The following is a 21,317-nucleotide window of genomic DNA, read 5'->3' on the forward strand; positions in this document are numbered from 1 at the left end:
GGGATTATTTGTTGCTTTTTGTAGTATTTGTTGTTAATTCGGGAATTTGACTTGTCAATTTGGGAGTATTAAAGAAGTAGATGAAATAACTTTCATTTTTTATAGTGACTTTTATAAATCTTTTTTTAAATAACGATTAAAACAACTAAAAAATGGCAAAGATCAAGCACAATAATTTTATAGATACTGTGGATGAAGTTTTTTCGAACGCAAAGAAAGAAGGCATATTACATTTATATGCTGAGGATAAAATTTTAACAGGCAGAACTATCCAAATTAAAGGAAAAGAAATGTTCCATTTCGGCACAACAGGATATCTGGGCTTGGAACAGGACGGCAGACTTAAAGAAGCTGCAATTCAAGCCATCCGTGATTATGGCACGCAATTTCCTCTTTCAAAATCATATATTTCACATCCGCTATACCATGAATTAGAAAGCAAAATCGAACAAATGTATAGTATACCGCCTATCATTACCAAGAATAGTACGCTGGGACATTTAGCAATTATTCCAACTCTGATTAGGGATGAAGATGCCGTAATAATAGATCATCAGGTACATTGGAGTGTTCAAAATGCCTGCCAGCTTTTAAAACTGCGGGGAATTCCGGTCGAAATGATTAGGCACAGCAATCTGAATATGCTGGAAGATAAAATCAAACAGCTAACCTCCAAATGCAATAAAATCTGGTACATGGCAGATGGAGTATATTCAATGTTTGGTGACTATGCTCCAATTCCAGAATTATTAGCTTTAGCTCAAAAATATCCTCAGCTTAATCTTTATTTTGATGATGTTCATGGAATGAGTTGGAAAGGCAAAAACGGAACTGGTTTTATTTTTGAAGCTATTAATGAATTACCTGAAAATTGCATTGTGGTGAGTACACTAAGTAAAACCTTTGGAGCCAGTGGGGCAACATTATTTTGTAAGAATCAAAAACTGCGGGAAAAAATTAAAAATTTTGGTGGACCGTTAACTTTTTCCGCTCAGTTAGAACCTGCATCAGTGGCCGCTGCAATTGCATCTGCAGACATTCATTTGTCTCCAGAAATAGAATTGAAACAAAAAGATTTGGCTGATAAAATTGGCTATTTTAATCAATTGTTGTCTTTAGGAAACCTTCCAATAATTTCAAAAAACGATTCGCCAGTTTTCTTTCTGGGAATGGGTACACCCGCAACGGCATATAATTTTGTTCAACGATTATTCAATGAAGGGTTTTTTCTGAATTTGGGAATTTATCCCGCTGTCCCAATTAAGAATACGGGAATAAGAATAACGTTATCCAGTCACAATCAGCAACAGGACATTACCGCCTTAGCCGAAGCGATGGAATTTCATTTTCCTAAAGCTTTGGAAGAAACTGATAACAGCGAAAACAAAATCAGAGGTGCTTTTGGAATGGACAGTAAAATAGTGGGAAATATTTCAGAATCAAAGGTGCAAGAACTTTTTATTGAAGAAAAAAACACCATTCAGAATATCATAAAATCAGAGTGGAATCAATACATGGGGAAGCAAAATATTTTCGATTGGGAAGGAATGGTTTATTTAGAAAATACATTTAGCCAACATCTAGATCCAACCAACCAATGGGATTTTTACTATTACAGCATTAAAGACAATGAAGGTAACGTAATACTTATGACCTTTTTTACATACGGTCTTTGGAAAGACGATATGCTGGCTACTGAATCTGTCTCCATCCATTTGGAAGAAATAAGAAAAACCAATCCTTTATACCTCACCTCAAAAGTATTAGGTATGGGTTCTCTATTTACAGAGGGCAAACACTGTTTCATTAATCAAAAACATCCTTTAGCAGAAAAAGCGGTGAAACTGCTATTGGACAAATTAGAAGAAAAATACAATGCCTTAAATGCAGATATGTTAGTTTTAAGAGATTTTGAAAAAGACAATAGCTACAACAAAACAATAGTAGACCAAGGATATTTCAAAATAGACATGCCGGAATCCTGTGTGATTGAAAACCAATGTTGGCATACAAATGAAGAGTTTGCAGAAACATTGTCTCCTCGTTCCCGTAAACATTTCAATAAAGAGATAGAGCCTTATGAAAAGTGCTATGATGTTGCAATAAAAGACAAACTAAGCAAATCAGAAATAGCAAGAGCATACCAATTCTACAATAATGTAAAAGATAATAATTACGCGATCAATACATTTCGATATACGCAAGAGATTTTTGAAAACATGAATGAAAGTCTGAATTGGGAGTTCATAGTATTAACATTGAAAACAGAAATGGAAAACCCATTCGTCGGAATTATGTTTTGCTACAAAAATAACAATCACACTTATGTTCCGGAATTAATAGGGATGGATTATAAATGGGCAAAAGAATACCAGCTCTACAGGCAATTATTGTTTCAAACTATAAAAAGAGCTAATGAGTTGCAGTTCCAAAAAATAGACTTTGGTGTGTCAGCTTCTTTTGAAAAAAGAAAATTAGGAGCTACGATAATTCCAAAAGTAGCCTATGTTCAGGCAAGAGACAATTATGCAATGGAACTGATGAATACTTTGCAAAATGATTACAAATCAATTGCAAAATGACGAAAGCATATTGACAACTAATATTAAAAAAGATGTTTGAAAAAGCTATTGAATCATTTAATGCTGTTTGCAATGAAATTTTAGAGGCAAACGAAACGATGCAGAATAAGGCTTGCAACGGAATTGTTTTGTGTAATAAAACATTAACGAACTTAAAAGAGATGGTTGATAAAAATGATTTCAACACCGTTCCGGAAGAGATTGATTTTTTCAAAAATATCAAGCCCGTTCCTATGAGTTTATTGATTTATTTTACAGAAGTACGTTCCTGTGAACTAAGAATGCCCAAAGCGGGTAAAACCTATAAAGTTCAATTTCTACAGAAAGAATTGCGAAAAATTAATAAGTTTTTTTATAGAAATGCCGATTTTGTGCATTATATGGAACAAGGATATTGTTACCTAGACCATCAATTCTTTACTAGAAACCATCGGGATAATTTTCCATTTACTCCGATGACCGATTACTACCAGTTTCCCGAATTTTCAACATCGCAGGACATGCTTTGGGCAAAAGTAAAAGCAATGTATCGATTCATTCATTACATCCGACAAGCATTAAAAAGACTAAAAGTCGATGATTCCGAAATATTTGAAGAAAAAAAACACAAAGTATTGGTATGGACTGGACCAAAAACAGCTTTGACAGAATTGATTTATGCCTTGTTTTCTAATGGGACAATCAATCATGGTGCAGCAGATATTAATACGATAACAGCATCCTTTGAAGATTTTTTCAACATCAAACTGGATAACATCTATAAAACCTACACCGAAATCAAGGCACGTAAAAGCAGTAAGACAAAATTTCTGGAAGAATTAACGCTAAACCTACAGCAAAAAATGTACAGAGAAGACCAAGAGTAAAGTCGTAACTACGAAAGCTCACAAGCAGTAAATCCTGATTTAAAAGGATATACTGCTTTTTTTTTGCTAGAATCAATCAAAGAATAATTCCCAGTAAAAATTAAGGTTTTTACAGATTTTAAATGTTAATTTTTTTCGTACTACGAAAGCCATTGGGATAAAATCCAATAAATGCCACTAAATGGACTAATCAATATCGATCTAAAACAGAAATCATCACTGTATTCATCTTTTATGACAGAATCACTCAAATAATTGAGGCCTAAAAAGAGAATATTTTAAATCGAATAAGAAATCATCATTTTTTAGAGAATTATTTTCCAGTAAAACCGAGGCTTTAAGAATTTTAAATGTTAAAATTTTTCGGAACTACGAAAGCCATTGGGATAAAATCTAAAAAAAGCAAATGAATTTTGTATAGGCATATTAAACAGTACCTCAATCTGAAAGAATTGCTATGAACTGTGTATTGAACTTAAAATATTGATCATGAATATTGACAGAATAGAATTTATGGCTTGGATGGAGCGAATAATGGAGCGGTTCGACATCCTTATGGAATTGGTAAGCGGGGCTAAAAATCAAAGTGCTATTATTGATGGAGAAGAGCTACTGGACAATCAGGATATTTTGCAAATGTTGAAGATAAGTACACGATCCCTACAGCGCTATCGTTCCTCCGGCAAGCTTCCCTATTATACAATTAGTGGGAAAATTTATTATAAGCTCTCAGATGTGCATCAGTTCATCAGAGAAAGTTTTACCGCTTCCATGCCCAAAGTAAAAGCCAACGGGCGACAAATAGTGCCAATAAATGACATTTAGTGCAAAACAGTGGAAGCTTCTTTTACTTTCGATATCGAACTTAAATATTTCAAATTATGAGCGAACAAACTTTAGATAAACCGCAATCTCCCGAACAATTATCCGAGATATTACTGGTGCTGGATAAAGAGAAAAAGAAAATTCAGGCTGTAAAGGGAATCGATGAAAATGGCAAGCTGGAAACCGTTGACCCTACAAAGAAGAACCAGAACCAGTTTATGCGGGTTGATAAGCAGGGTGATTTCTTTTCCAACTTCTTCTCTAATTTCTTCAGCCAGTTGAAGAACCCTACCAATTTCTCGTTCTTCAAAGTCCCTGTACCATTGGCTATTAATATGGCAAAAGAAATGCAAAAACAGTTAGATCATCCAACATTTGAAGGAGAACAACTAATGAAGCAACACGAAGTAAAATCGGAACTAGATAAAAATAATAAACAAGAAAATAAAAATAGTATGGAAACAAAACAGACAACATCGGAAACAAGCGAGTACCGCTATAAACCGGAACAGATTGATTGGGAAACAATGAACAATCTCGGACTGAACAAAGAAAAACTTGAAAAGATGAACCTCCTTGATCCTTTACTGAGAGGTTTTAAAACCAATGAGCTAGTGCCTGTAAGCCTTAATCTCGGCACAGCTGTTACCCGTATGGATGCACGGCTGTCTCTGCAACAAAATGATGAAGGGGCGGTTGTGGTTGCCATTCATGGTATCCGCAAAGAACCTAACCTGAATTTTCCTTTTTTCGGTCACGAGTTCACTAAGGAAGATAAAGACAACCTGCTTCAGGCAGGCAATATGGGTCGTGTAGTCAATCTGACCAATCCAAAAACGAATGAGAGCATTCCATCCATTGTCAGCGTGGACAGGCTTACCAATGAGCTTGTTGCACTGCGAACAGACAAAATCAAAATCCCTGATGAGATCAAAGGCGTGAAACTAGATGATGTACAAAAGCAAATCCTAATGGAAGGCAAACCACTTTATATAGAAGGAATGACTTCCAAAAAAGGAACTGCGTTTGATGCAACCGTACAATTCAATGCTGATAAACATTTTGTAGAGTTCCTGTTTGACAGGGGTAACTCCAATAAGCAGATGCAAGGTAATCAGCAAGCCCAATCGCAGGAAGTTCCGAAAACCTTTAGGGACAAAGAGCTGGATAAGGAGCAATATCAGAAATTCAAAGACGGACAAACTGTTTATGTCAGCGGATTGGTAGATAAGAAAGGTAAGGAATATAATGGTTACATCACCTTTAACAAGGAAACCAATAAAACAGATTTCTCTTTTCAAAATCCGAATAAGGTTAAAGAGCAGGCGAAGCCCACCGAAGCATACAAAACACAGACAGCTGTTAATTCAGAAGGTAAAACCAATGAAGCAACCAAGAATATCAAAGAGCCTTTGAAATCAGGCCAAAAAAATCCCGACAGTAAGGAACAGCAGGAACAACAAGAAGCAGCTCAAGCACCTGCCAAATCCAAAGGGCGTAAAATGTAATGTGTGATGAAAGTAGTTATTGCAGAAAAACCAAGTGTAGCAAGAGAAATAGCCGTCTTGTTAGGAGCCACCGAAAAGAATGATGGTTACCTGAAAGGCAATGGCTATTTTGTTACTTGGGCTTTTGGACATTTAGTAGGATTGGGTATGCCGGAAGATTACGGAATTTCAGGATTTCAGAAATTATCTCTGCCAATACTGCCCAATCCCTTTTTATTAACCGTTCGCAAGACAAAAAAAGACAAGGGCTATACGGCAGATACAGGAGCATTAAAGCAACTGAAAGTAATAGAACAGCTCATTGACCGTAGTGAAAAGATTATTGTCGCAACCGATGCTGGACGTGAGGGCGAATTGATATTTCGTTATATCTATGAATACCTCAAATGTAACAAACCCTTTGAACGTCTTTGGATTAGCTCGCTCACCGAAAAATCAATCAAACAGGGCCTTGACAACTTGAAATCCGGCAGCGATTTTGACGGATTATATCAGGCAGCACAGGGCAGGAGCCGAGCTGACTGGCTAGTAGGAATCAATGCTTCGCAGGCATTGAGTATTGCCGCAGGAAATGGCAACTATTCGCTCGGAAGAGTGCAGACACCTACACTGGTTTTGATATGTAAGCGTTATCAGGAAAACAGAAATTTTTCGGTGCAACAATACTGGCAGATACAGTTGTCCCATACAAAAGAGTTCACAGACTTTAAAAGCCTTTCCGAAAACAAATGGGAAGATAAAAAGCAGGCGGAAGATATATTAAAGTCAATCGAAAGAAATGAAAATACAGTTACGGTTACCGTTGTAGAAACCAAAAACGTGACGGAACAGCCGCCTTTGCTGTTTGACCTGACGGGTTTGCAAAAGGAAGCTAATAAAAAATTGAACCTGACAGCTGAAGAAACCCTGAACATTGCCCAAAGCTTGTATGAAAAGAAATTTATTACTTACCCGCGTACCGGAAGTAAATACATTCCAGAAGATATGTGGGGAGAGATTCCTAACCTTATCAGAGCTTTGCAGAATATGGGAGCTTTCAAGCAAGCGGTAACCAAACTGAAATGGGGACATTTCAATAAACGTATCGTGAATGATCTTCGTGTTACCGATCATCATGGTCTGCTGATTACGGACAAAATCCCTTCGGCTTTATCGGCAAAGGAAAATGCAGTTTACAATATGATTGCTTTTCGATTGCTGGAAGCTACCTCCCAAGCCTGTACTAAAGAAATAACCGATATTACTTTACAGGCTCTACATTATGATTTTGTATTGAAAGGCTGTAAGATATTGGAATCAGGTTGGCGTTCCATTAAAGGCAGTTTTTCAGATGATGATGTCGAACTTCTACAGGAATTACCCAAACTGAAAAAAGATGATGAACTCAAAATTAAACATGCCTCGGTCCTGGAGAAGAAAACCAAACCACCCGTGCTTTATACCGAAGCAGGACTTTTATCAGCTATGGAAACTGCCGGAAAGGAAATAGAGAACGAGGAAGAGCGTAAGGCATTAAAAAGCATAGGTATCGGTACACCAGCCACAAGAGCCACCATTATTGAAACCCTGTTTAGCCGTAACTATATTCAAAGGGAAAATAAATCCCTGATACCTACCGGTAAAGGATTACAGGTCTATGAACTTATAAAAGATAAAAAGATTGCGGACGTAGCGATGACTGCAGAATGGGAGTTGACTTTGCAGAAAATTGAAAACAACGAAAGTAATGCATATGCTTTCCAAAAAGAAATGGAAAACTATGCAGCATTAATTACCAATGAATTATTGCAAACTGCCATTGCACAAGAAAATCGGGCTATGCTTGACTGTCCCAAATGCAAAAATAGGCAACTGATTATAAGGGATAAAATTGTCAAATGTCCTGATGAGAACTGTAATTGGGTACAATTTCGAAATGTGTGTGGTGTGCAAATCAGTATAGCCGATATAGAAAACCTTGTAATCAAAAGAAAAACTACTCTCATCAAAGGGATGAAAAGCAAATCCGGAAAGAAATTCGATGCCTATATCGTATTAAATGAGAAAGCCGAAAGCTCTTTTGAATTTGAAAAATCTAAACTTCCGAAGAAATAATGAGTGATTCTATCATTACCCGTCCGGAAATTGAGAACCGCATTTATACTATAAGAGGACAACAGGTTATGCTCGACAGTGATCTCGCAAGGATTTATCAGGTAGAAACCAAAGTCTTTAATCAGACTGTAAAGCGTAATACAGACCGCTTTCCTGAATCCTTTTGTTTTCAATTGACACAGGATGAATTTGATGCAATTAACTTGAGGTCACAATTTGTGACCTCAAGTTTGAATTACGGGGGAAGACGTTATCTGCCTTATGTTTTTTCCGAACAAGGAATTGCGATGCTTTCAGCTGTACTCCGTAGCAATATTGCCATAAAAGTAAGCATCGAGATAATGAATGCCTTTGTGGAAATGCGCAAGATACTTGTTAATAACGCAGCCTTGTTTCATCGACTGGATAAGATTGAACTGAAACAGATAGATGCAGACCAGAAATTTGAAGAAATCTTTAAGGCACTGGAAAGCGGAAAGTTGTACAGTGAAAAGGGCATTTTCTATAATGGGCAAATTTTTGATGCCTATGCTTTTGTTTCCGATATTATCCGCAGTGCCCAAAGTTCCATTATCCTTATTGATAATTATGTAGACGATACTGTGCTAACCTTGTTGGGTAAGAGAAATAATAGTGTTACCGCAACAATCTATACCAAAAGCATAAGTAATCAGCTACGGCTGGATGTGCAACGTTACAATAGCCAATATCCTCCGGTTGAGGTTGAAGTTTTTTCGGATGCCCACGATCGTTTTCTCATAATTGATAATACCAAACTCTACCATATCGGAGCATCATTGAAAGACTTGGGTAAAAAATGGTTTGCATTTTCCAGAATGGATATTGAGGTAGGCAGAATGCTTCAACTTTTAAATAATTAAATTGAGATATTGCCCCATATATTATTGTGGGGTTTTGTTTTGAGAATTGGATGCTTTTTCACTTAATGTTTTGTATATCCTGTACGAATGAAGTAACACTCCAATAGCACAACCAATAAAGATAGGCGGTGCATCGAGCATTATACCATATAAGACATAAATCGCATTTGCCACCAAAGAACATACTCTTAAATAGAGCACGTTCTTCATTGACATTGAAATAAGATTGAGTGATAATGCTGTATAACCAATAATTTGCACCATAAATTACTGTTGAACAGCAATCATTGTTGCCGTCATTTTTGCGATTAGTTTTTCTTCTTTGCTATCGTAAACATATCCCTCGCAAATGGTTAATGTTCTGCCTGATTGCAATACTTTACCAATGGCAATGAGTTTGTCCGTTTTTGCAGGTTTCATAAAATTGATTTTGAATTCAATACTCAATACTTCCGTATTTTCGGACATCATCGTTAGAGCGGCATAACCGCAGGCACTATCTACAATGCTTGTGACTACCCCTGCGTGAAAAAAGCCATGTTGCTGTGTCAATGCTTTGGAAAATCCGCAAGTAATTTTTACCCGTCCTTTTTCAACTTCTGCTAATTGAGCATTTATGGTCTTCATCAAACCCTGTTTATCAAAACTCTGTTTTATCTTTTCGTACATTTTATTTGTGTTATAAATAATCCTGTCTTATCGGGCTGAATACATCAACTACTTCGCCTGCTTCAATGATTTCGATAGAATGTTCCACATCGGCAGGAATGGAATAGGTGTCGCCCTCGGATAACAAATATTCTTCGCCCTCAAACTTCAATTTGTATTTGCCGGAAATGACATATCCACTTTGCTCGTTCGGGTGTTTGTGGAACGGAACGTTATCAGTTGGTTTGTACAGCATTTTTGTAACCATTGTGTCTTTTCCAATGGAAAGCACTACGAAATCAACGCCCAAGAACTGTCTTGAAACTGCGTTTTCTTTTTTTACTATGTTTTTCATATTCATTATTTATTGTTAAAATTTAATTCCATTTGAATGTTACAACGTTTGTAAGGTGTCGGGTGTCCTGCGATTTTTTTAAACCCCATTTTGTAATACAGGTTGATAGCGGGTTTTAGAATGGTGTTGCTTTCCAAATATATTTTTGAAGCCCCCAATTCTTGTGCTGCTTTTATTACTGCCTGCCCCAATAACCAGCCCATATTTTTGCCTTGTGCTTTTGGAGAAACCGCCATTTTAGCCATTTCAAAGTCGTAATTTGGGTCGTCCATTTTGATTAAGGCACAAACACCCAAAGGTTCGCCATTGAACAATGCGACAAAGATTTTTCCGCCCTTGTTCAAAATATATTCTTTGGGATTGTCTAGTGCTTTGTAATCAGCTTCTTCCATTTCAAAGTGGGTAGAAATCCATTCTTCATTAAGCGACCTGAAAGCTGACTGGTATTGCGGTTCGTATGCTACAATCTGTACATCTTTACTTTCACGAAGCTTTTTTTGTTCCTGCACCCGTTTGAAGATTGATTTTTGTTCCAATAAAAATTCCCATTCTGCAATGGCTTCCCAAAGGTTGTGCGTTGCTTCGGCTATAATTCCTCCGATGGCAGCATCTATATCGGTACATTGTACCTTTATCATTTCTTTGGCAACTATTTTCCCCTTTTCAGTTAGCCCTGCCACATTTCTACGTTTATCTTTTGATTTGAGATTGTCCTTGACCAATCCCGCTTTTGACATTTCCTTGATGATTTTGGTAACTGATGGTTGGGAGTGTCCTATTTCGTTGGCGATTTCGGTAATGGTTTTTTCTCCGTCTTCAGACAACAAAAAGAATACGGGAAACCATTTTGGCGAAAAGTCCACATCGTACAACTCGTAAATTTTGGCTGCATCTTCGGTTACTTTTGCAGTGAGTAATCGTAACCTGCTACCTAATGCCATTTTGCCTGTTTTTTCAAATATTTTCATAATAACATAATTAATTACATAACTGATTATGCAAATATATAAATAAAATTATTCCAGGCAAAACATTAATGGCAATTTTGATTGTTGAAAAAAGACAAGGCAAGCTTTTTTATCCAATTCATTAAGCCAAATTCTATCGATCAAAGCCAAACTCTGCCACTTCTGTAAGAGGTCTTATCTACTACTATAATTTTAGATTTCAAGTAAAATTCTAAACAAAATTATACTATGGATACCCCGCAAAAAGACCTATCGTATTTCAAATTACGACTACAAGAATTATTAAACACCAGCTTCCCCGAAAAGGCGAGTGACCAAAAGTTTATAGACCAACGTTCTTCATGGGCTACTAATGTTTATGAGGATGCATTTCGTTCGGGAAATACTATTGATCAATGCAACGAAATAGCCAATCATATCCTGTTTGAAAAATTGCATTTCTCCAAATTCGATACCGTGTTTCAAGTGGTATGCAATGAATTTGACACCATAATGGCAGATGAGGAACTGCTACCATTTGCCCTGAAAATGTTCCCCGTTTGTGAGCCTGTTTTTGCAAGATATGAACTAACTGATGACTTCGCATACGGTTATGAGTTTGATTTACTCTATGGTGAAATAACCGGAACGATCGCAATATGGATAGAGGAAAATGGGCTTCAGTAAGAAGCAACATCTCCAACTGAACATTGATGCCCTGCGAATTGCTTTTAAACTGGAAAAGGAGAACAGAAAAGCCTCAGTAGGCGAAAGACTGCTAATGATGCAATACAGCGGATTTGGTGGCCTTAAATTTGTGTTGAACCCTGTCCAAAATCCGATAGACATCAACCATTGGAGAAAGACCGAACACGAACTTTTTCCAATTACACAGGAGCTTCATCGGCTTCTTAAAGAAAATGCAAATGACGAAAAACAATACGGCAGGTATGTGGACAGTATGCGGAGTTCTGTATTGACTGCATTTTACACACCACCTTTGGTTATTGATGCTATTTCCACCACATTAAAAGAAAATGGTGTAAGCATTCAAAAACTTTTAGAACCATCTGCCGGTACTGGATCTTTCATACAATCCTTTGCGGATAAAGCTGTATCACAGGTTACCGCTTATGAAAAAGATCTGCTCACGGGAAAAATTCTAAAGCAGCTCTATCCTGAGGATACGATCCGCATCAGCGGTTTTGAAGAAATATCCGAAATGGAAAAAAATAGCTATGATGTGGTGGCTAGCAATATCCCTTTCGGTGATACATCCGTTTTTGACCTCTCCTATTCCAGAAGCAGGGACACTGCAAAAATACAGGCTGCCCGAAGCATACACAATTACTTCTTTATGAAGGGAGCCGACATGCTCCGTGAAGGTGGTGTGCTGGCTTTTATCACTTCACAAGGTGTGCTGAACAGCCCGAAGAACGAACCCATACGCAGGGCATTGATGCAGGAGAACAACCTAGTTTCAGTCGTTCGGTTGCCGAATAATTTATTTACCGACTATGCCGGTACGGAAGTGGGAAGCGATTTGATAATTCTGCAAAAGAATACTGCAAAACAAAGTTTGACCGAATCGGAAGAGCAGTTTTGTCAGAGCCAAATAACTCAATACAATACACCAAGTAATGCCTTGTTTCAGGATAACGGAAGGATTATACATACTACATGTGTGTTAGACACTGATCCTTACGGTCAACCTGCATTTATCTATACGCATAAGGATAGTGTGGAAGGAATTGCCAGAGACCTGAAGAAAATGCTATCGGAAGATTTTGGAAAACATCTGGATATTGGCTTGTATAAAGGTGAACGAAACGATACGCCTGTCAAACAAATTCCTATAACACCAAAGGTTACACTTTCCAATTCTGAACTTGTAACCATTACAAAAGCAACGCAGAAATTATCTGCTCCAACAATAAATAAGGACATTGTAAAAGAAGAAAGACAACTGAGCATTTTTGACCTCTTTGAAAATTTAGAAGAGCCAGTGGCTGTTGTTAGTCTTGTTAAAGCAGTCAGAGCAAAAAAACAGCCAGCCAAAAGAAAAAGAACTGTGAACGGATATCAGGGAAACCTGTTCAGCGGTTTGATGCAGCAACCTCCTGTTTCTATTTCTCCTGTAAATAAAAACACCCCAAATCAAAGGAATACACAGGAAGTTATCGGCGATTTGTTTTCAGGACTGAAAGGAAATAATCTCTCCGAAAAGATTACCGCAGGCAACACCATTCCCGAACCAGCAATTTATACCAAAGAAATACAGTCTTTTCATCGTAACGATAGCCTTGCAGTGGATAACGGCTGGGTCGGCTATCTTAGAGATTTTGATAGCGATAGGAAACAGGCAATGTTTCATCCTTTGCAATTATCGTCCTTACAGAAAGGAAGAGCTGAAGCCTATATTTCTGTACGAGATAACTACCTCGATTTATGTCAGAAGGAAGCCAAACTGCAAACAGAACATAAAGAAGAGAGAGAAACATTTAATAAGGTTTACGATGCCTTCGTAAAAAGGTACGGCAACCTGAACAGTGCCGATAATATCAAGCTTATCAAAACAGACAGTTCCGGTAAGGAAATGCCTTATTTGGAACGTGTTGTTGGCGGTGTGGTACATAAGGCGGATATCTTCCACCGTCCGGTAAGCTTCTCCATTACCACATTAGCTACCGATAATCCCGATGAGGCTTTAGCCGCATCATTGAACAAATACGGGAACGTTGATCTAGACTTTATGTCCAAAATCAGCGGTATATCATCGGACGATTTGAAAGCGGTATTACACGGACGCATCTTTTATAATCCTTTGGAAAAGGAATATGAAATAGCTGAAAGATGGGTAGCTGGCAATGTGGTGGAGAAAGCCACAGCCTTAAAAAGCTATCTCGAAAGCAATCCCCTTGATAGGCAGGCCAAAGAAAGCCTTACGTCTTTAGAAGAAGCCCGACCAAGGCGTATCGAATTTGAAGAGCTGGATTTTAATCTCGGTGAGCGTTGGATACCGACAGGGATCTATGCCTGTTTTGCTTCTCATCTTTTCGATACGGAGGTGCGTATCCAGTATTCTGAAACTTCCGATGACTTTTCTATAAAATGCGATCAGAAAAATGTACATATATGGGATAAATATGCCGTCAAGTCTGATAGCCGAACATTTGACGGGATTGCTCTGCTGAAAAACGCATTAGTCAATACCACTCCTGATATTACCAAAAAAGTAATGATTGATGATAAGGAAGTAAAGGTACGGGATATGGAAGCTATGCAGATGGCAAATACCAAGATTGATGAAATACGTACCGCCTTTACCGAATGGCTTCACACTCAAAACGATGAGTTTAAAAAAAGGATGACCGACCAGTATAACGATACCTTTAACTGTTTTGTGCGTCCGCAGTACGACGGAAGCCATCAGGAATTTCCAGGACTGGACAGAAAAGGCTTAGGCATTAATGACCTGTATTCGAGCCAAAAGGATACAGTATGGATGATCAAGCTGAACAACGGTGCGATTTGCGATCACGAAGTAGGAGCCGGCAAGACATTGGTGATGTGTACCGCAGCACAGGAGATGAAACGTTTGGGAATGGTACACAAACCTATGATAATAGGATTGAAAGCCAATGTTCATGAGATTGCAGAAACATACCGTAAAGCCTACCCACACGCTAAAATTATGTATCCTGGCAAAGAAGATTTTACCCCACAGAAAAGGCAACGGATTTTCGGAGATATTAAAAACAACGATTGGGACTGCGTGATATTGACCCATGACCAGTTTGGCATGATACCCCAGTCGCCAGAAATGCAAAAGGAAATCCTACAAGTCGAACTGAACAGCGTGGAAGATAATCTTGCCGCTTTGGAAGCACAGGGCAAAGAGATTTCAAGGGGTATGCTCAAAGGTGTAATCATCAGGAGACAGAACCTTGAAGTTAGGCTGAAAACTTTGGAACATGACATCGAAAACCGAAAAGATGATGTAGTGGATTTTAAGATGATGGGCATCGACCACTTATTTGCTGATGAAAGCCACCAGTTCAAAAACCTGATGTTCAATACGCGTCATGACCGGGTTGCAGGTTTGGGCAATATGATGGGAAGCCAAAAGGCCATGAACCTGCTTTTTGCCATCCGCACCATTCAGGATCGCATACAAGGCGATATGGGTGCTACCTTTCTTTCAGGTACAACTATCAGCAATTCCTTAACCGAGTTATATCTATTGTTTAAATATCTCCGTCCAAGAGCATTGGAAAAACAAGGTATTAACTGTTTTGATGCGTGGGCGGCTATCTATGCAAGGAAAACGACTGATTATGAGTTTTCGGTAGCGAATAATATCGTGTCAAAAGAACGCTTCCGCTACTTTATCAAAGTGCCGGAACTGGCACAGTTCTATTCGGAAATCACGGATTACAGAACCGCTAAGGATATTGGTATAGATCGTCCGGAAAAGAACGAGGTACTTTATAATATACCGCCTACGCCCGATCAGGAAGTATTCATCCAGAAATTGATGGAGTTTGCTAAATCAGGTAATGCGACCTTATTGGGAAGACCTCCGCTAACAGATAGGGAAGAAAAAGCAAAGATGCTGATTGCTACGGATTATGCCCGTAAGATGTCCCTCGATATGCGGATGGTAAGCAGTAAATATAATGACCACCCCGATAACAAAGCTTCTCATTGTGCAACCAATATTGCAAAGTATTACCAAAAATTCCATGCGCAGAAAGGAACGCAGTTTGTTTTTTCAGATTTAGGCACTTACAAGCCAGGAGAATGGAATGTATATGGGGAAATCAAGCGCAAACTTGTAGATGATTATGGTATACCGGAACATGAAGTCCGTTTTATACAGGAAGCTAAAAATGATAAGCAACGCAAGGAGCTTATAGGCGGTATGAATGAGGGGAAAATCCGTGTGCTGTTTGGTTCTACCGGCATGTTGGGAACTGGTGTAAATGCACAGAAAAGAGCTGTTGCCGTTCATCATTTGGATACCCCGTGGAGACCAAGCGATCTTGCTCAACGTGACGGAAGGGCTGTGCGAAAAGGCAATGAAATTGCCAAATTTTTCGCCGATAACAAGGTGGATGTAATTATCTATGCAGTCGAAAAATCGCTGGACAGCTACAAGTTTAATCTTTTGTACAATAAACAGCTTTTTATTGACCAACTCAAAACCAACAATCTAGGAAAGCGAACCATTGATGAGGGGAGTATGGATGAAAAATCGGGAATGAATTTCTCTGAATACGTAGCTATACTTTCGGGAAATACGGATTTATTGGAAAAAGCAAAACTGGAAAAACAGGTCGCTGGATTGGAAAGTGAGAAGCAGGCATTCAATCGTTCCAAGTTCAGCTCCAAATACAAGCTGGAAGATATTTCTGCGACACTAGAGTCTGCCAAGTCACGATTGGAACGAATGGGTCACGATTGGAAAAATCTGCAACAGCGCTTACAAAAAGGGCAGGATGGAACGATACTGAACCTTGTACAGCTAGACGGATTGTCACCTAATGCCGATGTGAAACAGATTGGGACCAAACTTAACCAGATTGCGGATAAAGCCCGTACTGGAGGTCAGTATGACGAAATAGGCAGCCTGTATGGGTTTACATTATTGGTTAAAACTGAAATATCCGAAAAAGAAGGTGCTGATATTAAAGTCAATCGTTTTTTGGTACAGGGTGAAGGCAATATAAAATACACTTATAATAATGGCTTGATTGCTAATGACGCAAAGCTTGCGTCAATGAATTTCCTTAGTGCTTTGGAAAAAATACCTAGCTATATTGATCAGGAACAAAAGAAAATTACCGAATTACAAAAAGACCTGCCTGTACTTCAGGAAGTAGTCAATGGTATATGGACGAAGGAAAGCAGGTTGAGTCAACTGAAAACGGGATTGGCGGCCATTGACAGGAAAATACAGTTGTCTATTACTTCCGAGCCCAAAGAACAGAAAGAAGCTATAAAAATAAATAATGTTCAGGAAAGGTCTTCTGTAGGTTTGAAAGCAATGTAATTTCATTGGTAAAAACAAAACATTCTTTTTTATTTGGTAGTAAATTTTGAAAAACACCTTAATTTTTTGTCTTCTGATGCGTAAATATGATAGCTAACTTGTTAAGAAAAGTGTAGCGAAAATGTGATTTTTAACACGTTGTTAGTAAAAAATCAATATAAATTGATTAATTTTGGATTTAAATTAAACTACAAATGAATACATTTCACATTTTAGTAATAGTATTATTTGGTTTCTTATTGATACCAAGTAATTCTTTTGCCTGTGAAAATAATTCAACAAAACATTCTTCTACAAAAGAGACATCTTCAAATATGGACAAAGACGATTGTTGCAAAAATGACAATCATTCCAAAACGAAAAATCACGAAGGTTGTGGAGGAAAATGTAACCATTCTAGATGCAGTTGCGCTACTTCTTGCAACAGTAGTACTGTTGCTATTAATGAATTGAAATTTAATAGCAATCTTTTTAATTTCTCTTCTGAAAAACAAAAATTTTATAATTACAAAACCACTATTTCTTCTGGTTTTAATTCTCTTTGGCTTATACCTAAAATAAGCTAAAATCTATAGTTGATAGCCATAATTATATCTTATTGATAACTATTATTGGTCTCCAAATCATTTATTTTATCGGTTAATTTCAATTTCAAGATGATGGGTATTCTATGATTTCATTTTTGTTATTGCTTAACTAATTCAATTTAACATTATTTACATACAATGAACTCATTAAAAAAAATAATGATAGCAATACTTCTATTGTTATCAGTAGTGGTATCCAACGCACAAATTAAAAATGCTAAAATAGAGTCCGTTAAAATTTACGGAAACTGCGGAATGTGCGAAGCCAAAATAGAAAAAGCAGGTAGTCTAAAAAATGTCGCAAACGTTGACTGGAACGCAGATACAAAAATGGCTGTCCTTAGTTATGATCCTAAAATAACCAGTCAAGACGAAATACTCAAACGTATTGCATTGTCAGGTTATGACAGTGATAAATTTCTTGCTCCAGATGATACATATTCAAAACTTGCAGGATGTTGTCAATATGATCGTGAGGCAAAAGTTCCTGTTAAAACAGAACCAAAAAGCGAAATGACAGGAATGGAAAGCAACAGACTTTCAACAACAGCTGAAAATCAAACCGTAAATCAACTACAGCCAGTTTTGGACAATTATTTTTTACTGAAAGATGCTTTAGTAAAAACAGATGCTAAAACAGCTTCTGAAAAAGCAGCAGCATTATTATCTTCGATTACTGCAGTGAAAATGGAAATATTAAAAATGGATGAACATGTGATTTGGATGAAAATCTTAAAAGATTTAACTGCCGATTCCAAAAGTATTTCTGAAACACAAGATATTAAGAAACAAAGAGATTTTTTCAAATCATTATCTAAAAACATTTATGAATTGATTAAAGTTTCCAAACCTACTGAAGCGATCTATTACCAATACTGCCCAATGCAAGATGCCAATTGGCTAAGCAAAGAAAATGCTGTTAAAAATCCTTACTATGGCTCACAAATGTTGAGTTGTGGTAAAACTATAGAAACAATAAAATACTAAAAAGATGAAAACACTAATTATTGTATTAAGTGCATTTTTTGCATTTAATTCAGCAGTAACAGGACAAACTGTTACAAAAAAGGAAGAACAAAAAACAATTTACGTTTGTCCTACACATCCTGACAAAACAAATTCAAGCTCAGGTAAATGCCCACAATGTGGGATGGATATGGTAAAAGTCACCGAAAAAATTGATTTGCACCCGCAAAAAGGAAGTCAGCCTCAAAGTAAAATTGTGACAAAATATGTTTGTCCTATGGATGGATCAACTTCTGATAAACCAGGTAAATGTTCTAAATGTGCAATGGCAATGGTAAAAACCACAGAAAAAATTGATTTGCACCCGCAAAAAGGAAGTCAGCCTACGAGTAAAACTGTGACAAAATATGTTTGCTCGATGGACGGCACAACTTCTGATAAACCGGGTCAATGCGCTAAATGTGGAATGGGTTTGGTAAAAGTCACCGAAAAAGTTGATTTGCACCCGCAAAAAGGAAGTCAGCCTCAAAGTAAAATTGTGACAAAATATGTTTGTCCTATGGATGGTTCCACTTCAGATGTACCTGGAAAATGTCCTAAATGCGGTATGGATATGACGCAAACAGAAGACCATAAACACTAATCTAATCTTTCAATAACAAAAAAAATAAAAATGAAAAATATAATTCTTTCAGCAATAGCAGTAGCAATCACAATGGTTTCTTGTAATCAAAAAAATAAGCAAGAAGAAACAGTTAATTCAGAAATAAGTAAACCTGAAACTGCAACTGTAAAAGTCAATCCTACTTCTTTTTCCATTAAAGAAATTGTAACGGATTATTTGTCTTTAAAAAATGCTTTGACTAAAGACGATTCTAACGCTACTGCCGATGCAGGAAAAGCATTGGTAGAGACTTTGGGAAAAATAGATATGAAAAAATTATCTGGTGAACAAATGAAAACCTATATGGATATTGCCGATGATCTCAAAGAACACGCTGAACATATTGGAGATAATGCGGGGAACATAGCACACCAAAGAGAGCATTTTGTTTTAATGAGTAAAGACATCAATGATTTGATAAAAACTTTTGGAACTGAACAAAAACTGTATGAGGACTTTTGCCCAATGGCTGATGAAGGAAAAGGTGCTATTTGGATAAGCGAAGCGAAAGAAATCAAAAACCCTTATTTTGGTTCAGAAATGCTTACTTGTGGTTCTGTGAGAAAAGAATTCTAAGATGAAAAAAATCTTCAAAAAGATATTTTTTATTGGATTAATTATTTTTTTGCTGATACAGTTATATCAGCCTGCTCGCAACATTGCGTTGGAGCAGGATTTAACTGCAAATTTCACAAAAGTATATAATGTTCCTAAAAATGTTGAAGCGATATTGCGAACCTCTTGTTATGATTGTCACAGCAATAACACCAATTATCCGTGGTATTCCAACATTCAACCCGTTGGAATTTTTATGAAAAATCATATAAATGAAGGAAAAGAGAATTTGAATTTCAATGAATATGGAAATTATTCACAACGCAAACAGAATAGCAAATTAAAAGCTATCAGCAAACAAATTAAGTTGAATGAAATGCCTTTGGCTTCTTATACTTTGATCCATAAAAACGCAATACTTTCAAGTAGTCAAAAACAGGAAGTAATGGATTGGATTGAGAAAACTAGCGATAGTCTTTCATCTAAATACTAAACATTATGGTAGAAAAATTAATATCATTTTCATTAAAAAACAGATTTGTCGTATTGCTCGTTTCGGCCTGTTTATTTGCTTGGGGTGTTTATAGCGTGCAACAAAATCCCATTGATGCCATTCCCGATTTGTCCGAAAATCAAGTRATTGTWTTTACGGAGTGGATGGGCAGAAGTCCGCAGGTTATTGAATCACAGGTAACCTATCCTTTGGTTTCGAATCTTCAGGGAATTCCAAAAGTTAAGAATATTCGTGGTGCTTCTATGTTTGGAATGAGTTTCGTATATATCGTTTTTGAGGACAACGTAGATATTTATTGGGCAAGAACAAGGGTTTTRGAAAGGCTGAATTATGCTCAGCGCCTTTTGCCCCAAAATGTGGTACCTACGCTTGGWCCWGATGGTACRGGTGTTGGTCACATATTTTGGTATCATTTAGATGCAAATGGTATGGACTTGGGTGAGCAAAGAGCCTTGCAGGATTGGTATGTGAAATTTGCGCTACAAACTGTTCCCGGGGTTGCAGAAGTAGCTTCTTTTGGAGGTTTTGAAAAGCAATACCAATTGGTTTTAGACCCTTTGAAAATGCAATATTATAAAGTCACTATGATGGAAGTGATGAATGCTGTTAAAGCCAATAATAATGATGTGGGAGGACGGAAATTTGAAATGAGTGATATGTCATACATCATAAGGGGTTTGGGATATATAAAAAGCATAAAGGACGTAGAAGAAATTGCCATCAAAAATTACAATTCTATTCCGGTGCGGGTAAAAGATATCGGTTCCATTCAAATGGGAGGCGATTTGCGTTTGGGTATTTTTGATGAAAATGGCACAGGAGAAGTCGTCGGTGGTATCGTAGTTATGCGATACGGAGAAAATGCAGATAATGTCATAAAAGCGGTCAAAGCCAAAATGAAAGAAGTGGAGAAAGGACTACCCGAGGGCGTAACTTTTAAAACCTCTTATGACAGAAGCGAATTGATTGAGAAAGCAATTGAATCTGTCAAAGGAACGCTAATCGAAGAAATGATTGCCGTTTCAATAGTGGTGTTGCTTTTTCTTTTTCATTGGCGAAGCGCATTAATTATCTTGATACAAATACCAATTTCGGTGGCGGTTGCCTTTATCTTCCTGCAGGCTTTTGGAATTTCTTCAAATATTATGTCGCTCACGGGAATTGCTTTAGCAATTGGTGTTTTGGTTGATGACGGAATTGTAATGGTAGAGAATGCGTATAGGACAATTTCTGAGAAACAGGAAGAAATGGATAATAACCAATAAGTTAC

17 protein-coding genes are annotated in these 21,317 nt (G+C 37.3%); 14 read left to right on the forward strand and 3 right to left on the reverse strand.

Annotated features, from left to right (window positions below; all coding sequences use genetic code 11):
• Positions 1–152 precede the first annotated feature (152 nt).
• The 6 genes from AC1DVP_RS05695 (at position 153) to AC1DVP_RS05720 (ending at position 8,756) form a co-directional block, all read left to right on the forward strand.
• Complete coding sequence (locus tag AC1DVP_RS05695; protein ID WP_477182562.1) at positions 153–2,582, forward strand: aminotransferase class I/II-fold pyridoxal phosphate-dependent enzyme; 2,430 nt, start codon at positions 153–155, stop codon at positions 2,580–2,582.
• A 32-nt stretch (positions 2,583–2,614) separates the two neighbouring features.
• Positions 2,615–3,448, forward strand: coding sequence for an RteC domain-containing protein (locus AC1DVP_RS05700; RefSeq protein ID WP_477182563.1), 834 nt, complete (start codon positions 2,615–2,617; stop codon positions 3,446–3,448).
• Between the two features lie 489 nt (positions 3,449–3,937).
• Positions 3,938–4,273, forward strand: a complete 336-nt coding sequence (locus AC1DVP_RS05705; protein ID WP_100844389.1) for a helix-turn-helix domain-containing protein — start codon at positions 3,938–3,940, stop codon at positions 4,271–4,273.
• 56 nt (positions 4,274–4,329) lie between these two features.
• Positions 4,330–5,781, forward strand: a complete 1,452-nt coding sequence (locus AC1DVP_RS05710; RefSeq protein ID WP_100844390.1) for a DUF3945 domain-containing protein — start codon at positions 4,330–4,332, stop codon at positions 5,779–5,781.
• A 6-nt stretch (positions 5,782–5,787) separates the two neighbouring features.
• Positions 5,788–7,875, forward strand: a complete 2,088-nt coding sequence (locus tag AC1DVP_RS05715) for a type IA DNA topoisomerase (protein WP_477182564.1) — start codon at positions 5,788–5,790, stop codon at positions 7,873–7,875.
• Entirely contained in the window at positions 7,875–8,756 is an 882-nt protein-coding gene (locus AC1DVP_RS05720) for an ORF6N domain-containing protein (RefSeq protein WP_477182565.1), read from the forward strand. The genes AC1DVP_RS05715 and AC1DVP_RS05720 overlap by 1 nt, the downstream gene beginning before the upstream one ends.
• Positions 8,757–9,023: 267 nt before the next feature.
• On the opposite strand, the gene AC1DVP_RS05725 is transcribed toward AC1DVP_RS05720, so the two are convergent.
• Genes AC1DVP_RS05725 through AC1DVP_RS05735 form a run of 3 tightly spaced genes read right to left on the reverse strand, consistent with a single transcriptional unit; the run spans position 9,024 to position 10,727 of the window.
• Entirely contained in the window at positions 9,024–9,425 is a 402-nt protein-coding gene (locus AC1DVP_RS05725) for a PaaI family thioesterase (protein WP_477182566.1), read from the reverse strand.
• A 10-nt stretch (positions 9,426–9,435) separates the two neighbouring features.
• Complete coding sequence (locus AC1DVP_RS05730) at positions 9,436–9,759, reverse strand: cupin domain-containing protein (RefSeq protein ID WP_477182567.1); 324 nt, start codon at positions 9,757–9,759, stop codon at positions 9,436–9,438.
• 5 nt (positions 9,760–9,764) lie between these two features.
• Positions 9,765–10,727: a bifunctional helix-turn-helix transcriptional regulator/GNAT family N-acetyltransferase gene (locus tag AC1DVP_RS05735; protein WP_477182568.1), complete on the reverse strand. Its 963-nt coding sequence runs from the start codon at positions 10,725–10,727 to the stop codon at positions 9,765–9,767.
• Between the two features lie 228 nt (positions 10,728–10,955).
• Between AC1DVP_RS05735 and AC1DVP_RS05740 the strand changes: the two genes are divergently transcribed.
• The 8 genes from AC1DVP_RS05740 to AC1DVP_RS05775 all read left to right on the forward strand — a co-directional run bounded on the left by AC1DVP_RS05740 (position 10,956) and on the right by AC1DVP_RS05775 (position 21,312).
• A complete protein-coding gene (locus AC1DVP_RS05740; RefSeq protein ID WP_477182569.1) occupies positions 10,956–11,393 on the forward strand; it encodes a DUF1896 domain-containing protein in 438 nt (145 codons plus the stop codon).
• Complete coding sequence (locus AC1DVP_RS05745; RefSeq protein WP_477182570.1) at positions 11,380–16,761, forward strand: N-6 DNA methylase; 5,382 nt, start codon at positions 11,380–11,382, stop codon at positions 16,759–16,761. The genes AC1DVP_RS05740 and AC1DVP_RS05745 overlap by 14 nt, the downstream gene beginning before the upstream one ends.
• Before the next feature lie 194 nt (positions 16,762–16,955).
• The gene (locus tag AC1DVP_RS05750) at positions 16,956–17,327 is read left to right on the forward strand and encodes a hypothetical protein (RefSeq protein ID WP_100844394.1); all 372 of its coding nucleotides are present in this window, start codon (positions 16,956–16,958) and stop codon (positions 17,325–17,327) included.
• A gap of 159 nt (positions 17,328–17,486) precedes the next feature.
• Positions 17,487–18,335, forward strand: a complete 849-nt coding sequence (locus AC1DVP_RS05755) for a DUF3347 domain-containing protein (protein WP_100844395.1) — start codon at positions 17,487–17,489, stop codon at positions 18,333–18,335.
• Positions 18,336–18,339: 4 nt separating this feature from the next.
• Positions 18,340–18,957: a heavy metal-binding domain-containing protein gene (locus AC1DVP_RS05760; protein ID WP_100844396.1), complete on the forward strand. Its 618-nt coding sequence runs from the start codon at positions 18,340–18,342 to the stop codon at positions 18,955–18,957.
• A gap of 30 nt (positions 18,958–18,987) precedes the next feature.
• Positions 18,988–19,554 (forward strand): DUF3347 domain-containing protein, encoded by a 567-nt coding sequence (locus tag AC1DVP_RS05765; protein ID WP_100844397.1) that lies wholly within the window; start codon positions 18,988–18,990, stop codon positions 19,552–19,554.
• A gap of 1 nt (position 19,555) precedes the next feature.
• The gene (locus tag AC1DVP_RS05770) at positions 19,556–20,026 is read left to right on the forward strand and encodes a heme-binding domain-containing protein (RefSeq protein WP_100844398.1); all 471 of its coding nucleotides are present in this window, start codon (positions 19,556–19,558) and stop codon (positions 20,024–20,026) included.
• 5 nt (positions 20,027–20,031) lie between these two features.
• Positions 20,032–21,312, forward strand: a complete 1,281-nt coding sequence (locus tag AC1DVP_RS05775) for an efflux RND transporter permease subunit (protein WP_100844399.1) — start codon at positions 20,032–20,034, stop codon at positions 21,310–21,312.
• Positions 21,313–21,317 lie beyond the last annotated feature (5 nt).

The organism is Flavobacterium sp. P3_A6, assembly GCF_056403035.1.

What these genes read in the sequence shown, in the direction of transcription:
- AC1DVP_RS05695 (WP_477182562.1), top strand. Translation starts at nt 153, where the DNA reads ATGGCAAAGATCAAGCACAATAATTTTATAGATACTGTGGATGAAGTT.
- AC1DVP_RS05700 (WP_477182563.1), top strand. Translation starts at nt 2,615, where the DNA reads ATGTTTGAAAAAGCTATTGAATCATTTAATGCTGTTTGCAATGAAATT.
- AC1DVP_RS05705 (WP_100844389.1), top strand. Translation starts at nt 3,938, where the DNA reads ATGAATATTGACAGAATAGAATTTATGGCTTGGATGGAGCGAATAATG.
- AC1DVP_RS05710 (WP_100844390.1), top strand. Translation starts at nt 4,330, where the DNA reads ATGAGCGAACAAACTTTAGATAAACCGCAATCTCCCGAACAATTATCC.
- AC1DVP_RS05715 (WP_477182564.1), top strand. Translation starts at nt 5,788, where the DNA reads ATGAAAGTAGTTATTGCAGAAAAACCAAGTGTAGCAAGAGAAATAGCC.
- AC1DVP_RS05720 (WP_477182565.1), top strand. Translation starts at nt 7,875, where the DNA reads ATGAGTGATTCTATCATTACCCGTCCGGAAATTGAGAACCGCATTTAT.
- AC1DVP_RS05725 (WP_477182566.1), bottom strand. Translation starts at nt 9,425, where the DNA reads ATGTACGAAAAGATAAAACAGAGTTTTGATAAACAGGGTTTGATGAAG.
- AC1DVP_RS05730 (WP_477182567.1), bottom strand. Translation starts at nt 9,759, where the DNA reads ATGAAAAACATAGTAAAAAAAGAAAACGCAGTTTCAAGACAGTTCTTG.
- AC1DVP_RS05735 (WP_477182568.1), bottom strand. Translation starts at nt 10,727, where the DNA reads ATGAAAATATTTGAAAAAACAGGCAAAATGGCATTAGGTAGCAGGTTA.
- AC1DVP_RS05740 (WP_477182569.1), top strand. Translation starts at nt 10,956, where the DNA reads ATGGATACCCCGCAAAAAGACCTATCGTATTTCAAATTACGACTACAA.
- AC1DVP_RS05745 (WP_477182570.1), top strand. Translation starts at nt 11,380, where the DNA reads ATGGGCTTCAGTAAGAAGCAACATCTCCAACTGAACATTGATGCCCTG.
- AC1DVP_RS05750 (WP_100844394.1), top strand. Translation starts at nt 16,956, where the DNA reads ATGAATACATTTCACATTTTAGTAATAGTATTATTTGGTTTCTTATTG.
- AC1DVP_RS05755 (WP_100844395.1), top strand. Translation starts at nt 17,487, where the DNA reads ATGAACTCATTAAAAAAAATAATGATAGCAATACTTCTATTGTTATCA.
- AC1DVP_RS05760 (WP_100844396.1), top strand. Translation starts at nt 18,340, where the DNA reads ATGAAAACACTAATTATTGTATTAAGTGCATTTTTTGCATTTAATTCA.
- AC1DVP_RS05765 (WP_100844397.1), top strand. Translation starts at nt 18,988, where the DNA reads ATGAAAAATATAATTCTTTCAGCAATAGCAGTAGCAATCACAATGGTT.
- AC1DVP_RS05770 (WP_100844398.1), top strand. Translation starts at nt 19,556, where the DNA reads ATGAAAAAAATCTTCAAAAAGATATTTTTTATTGGATTAATTATTTTT.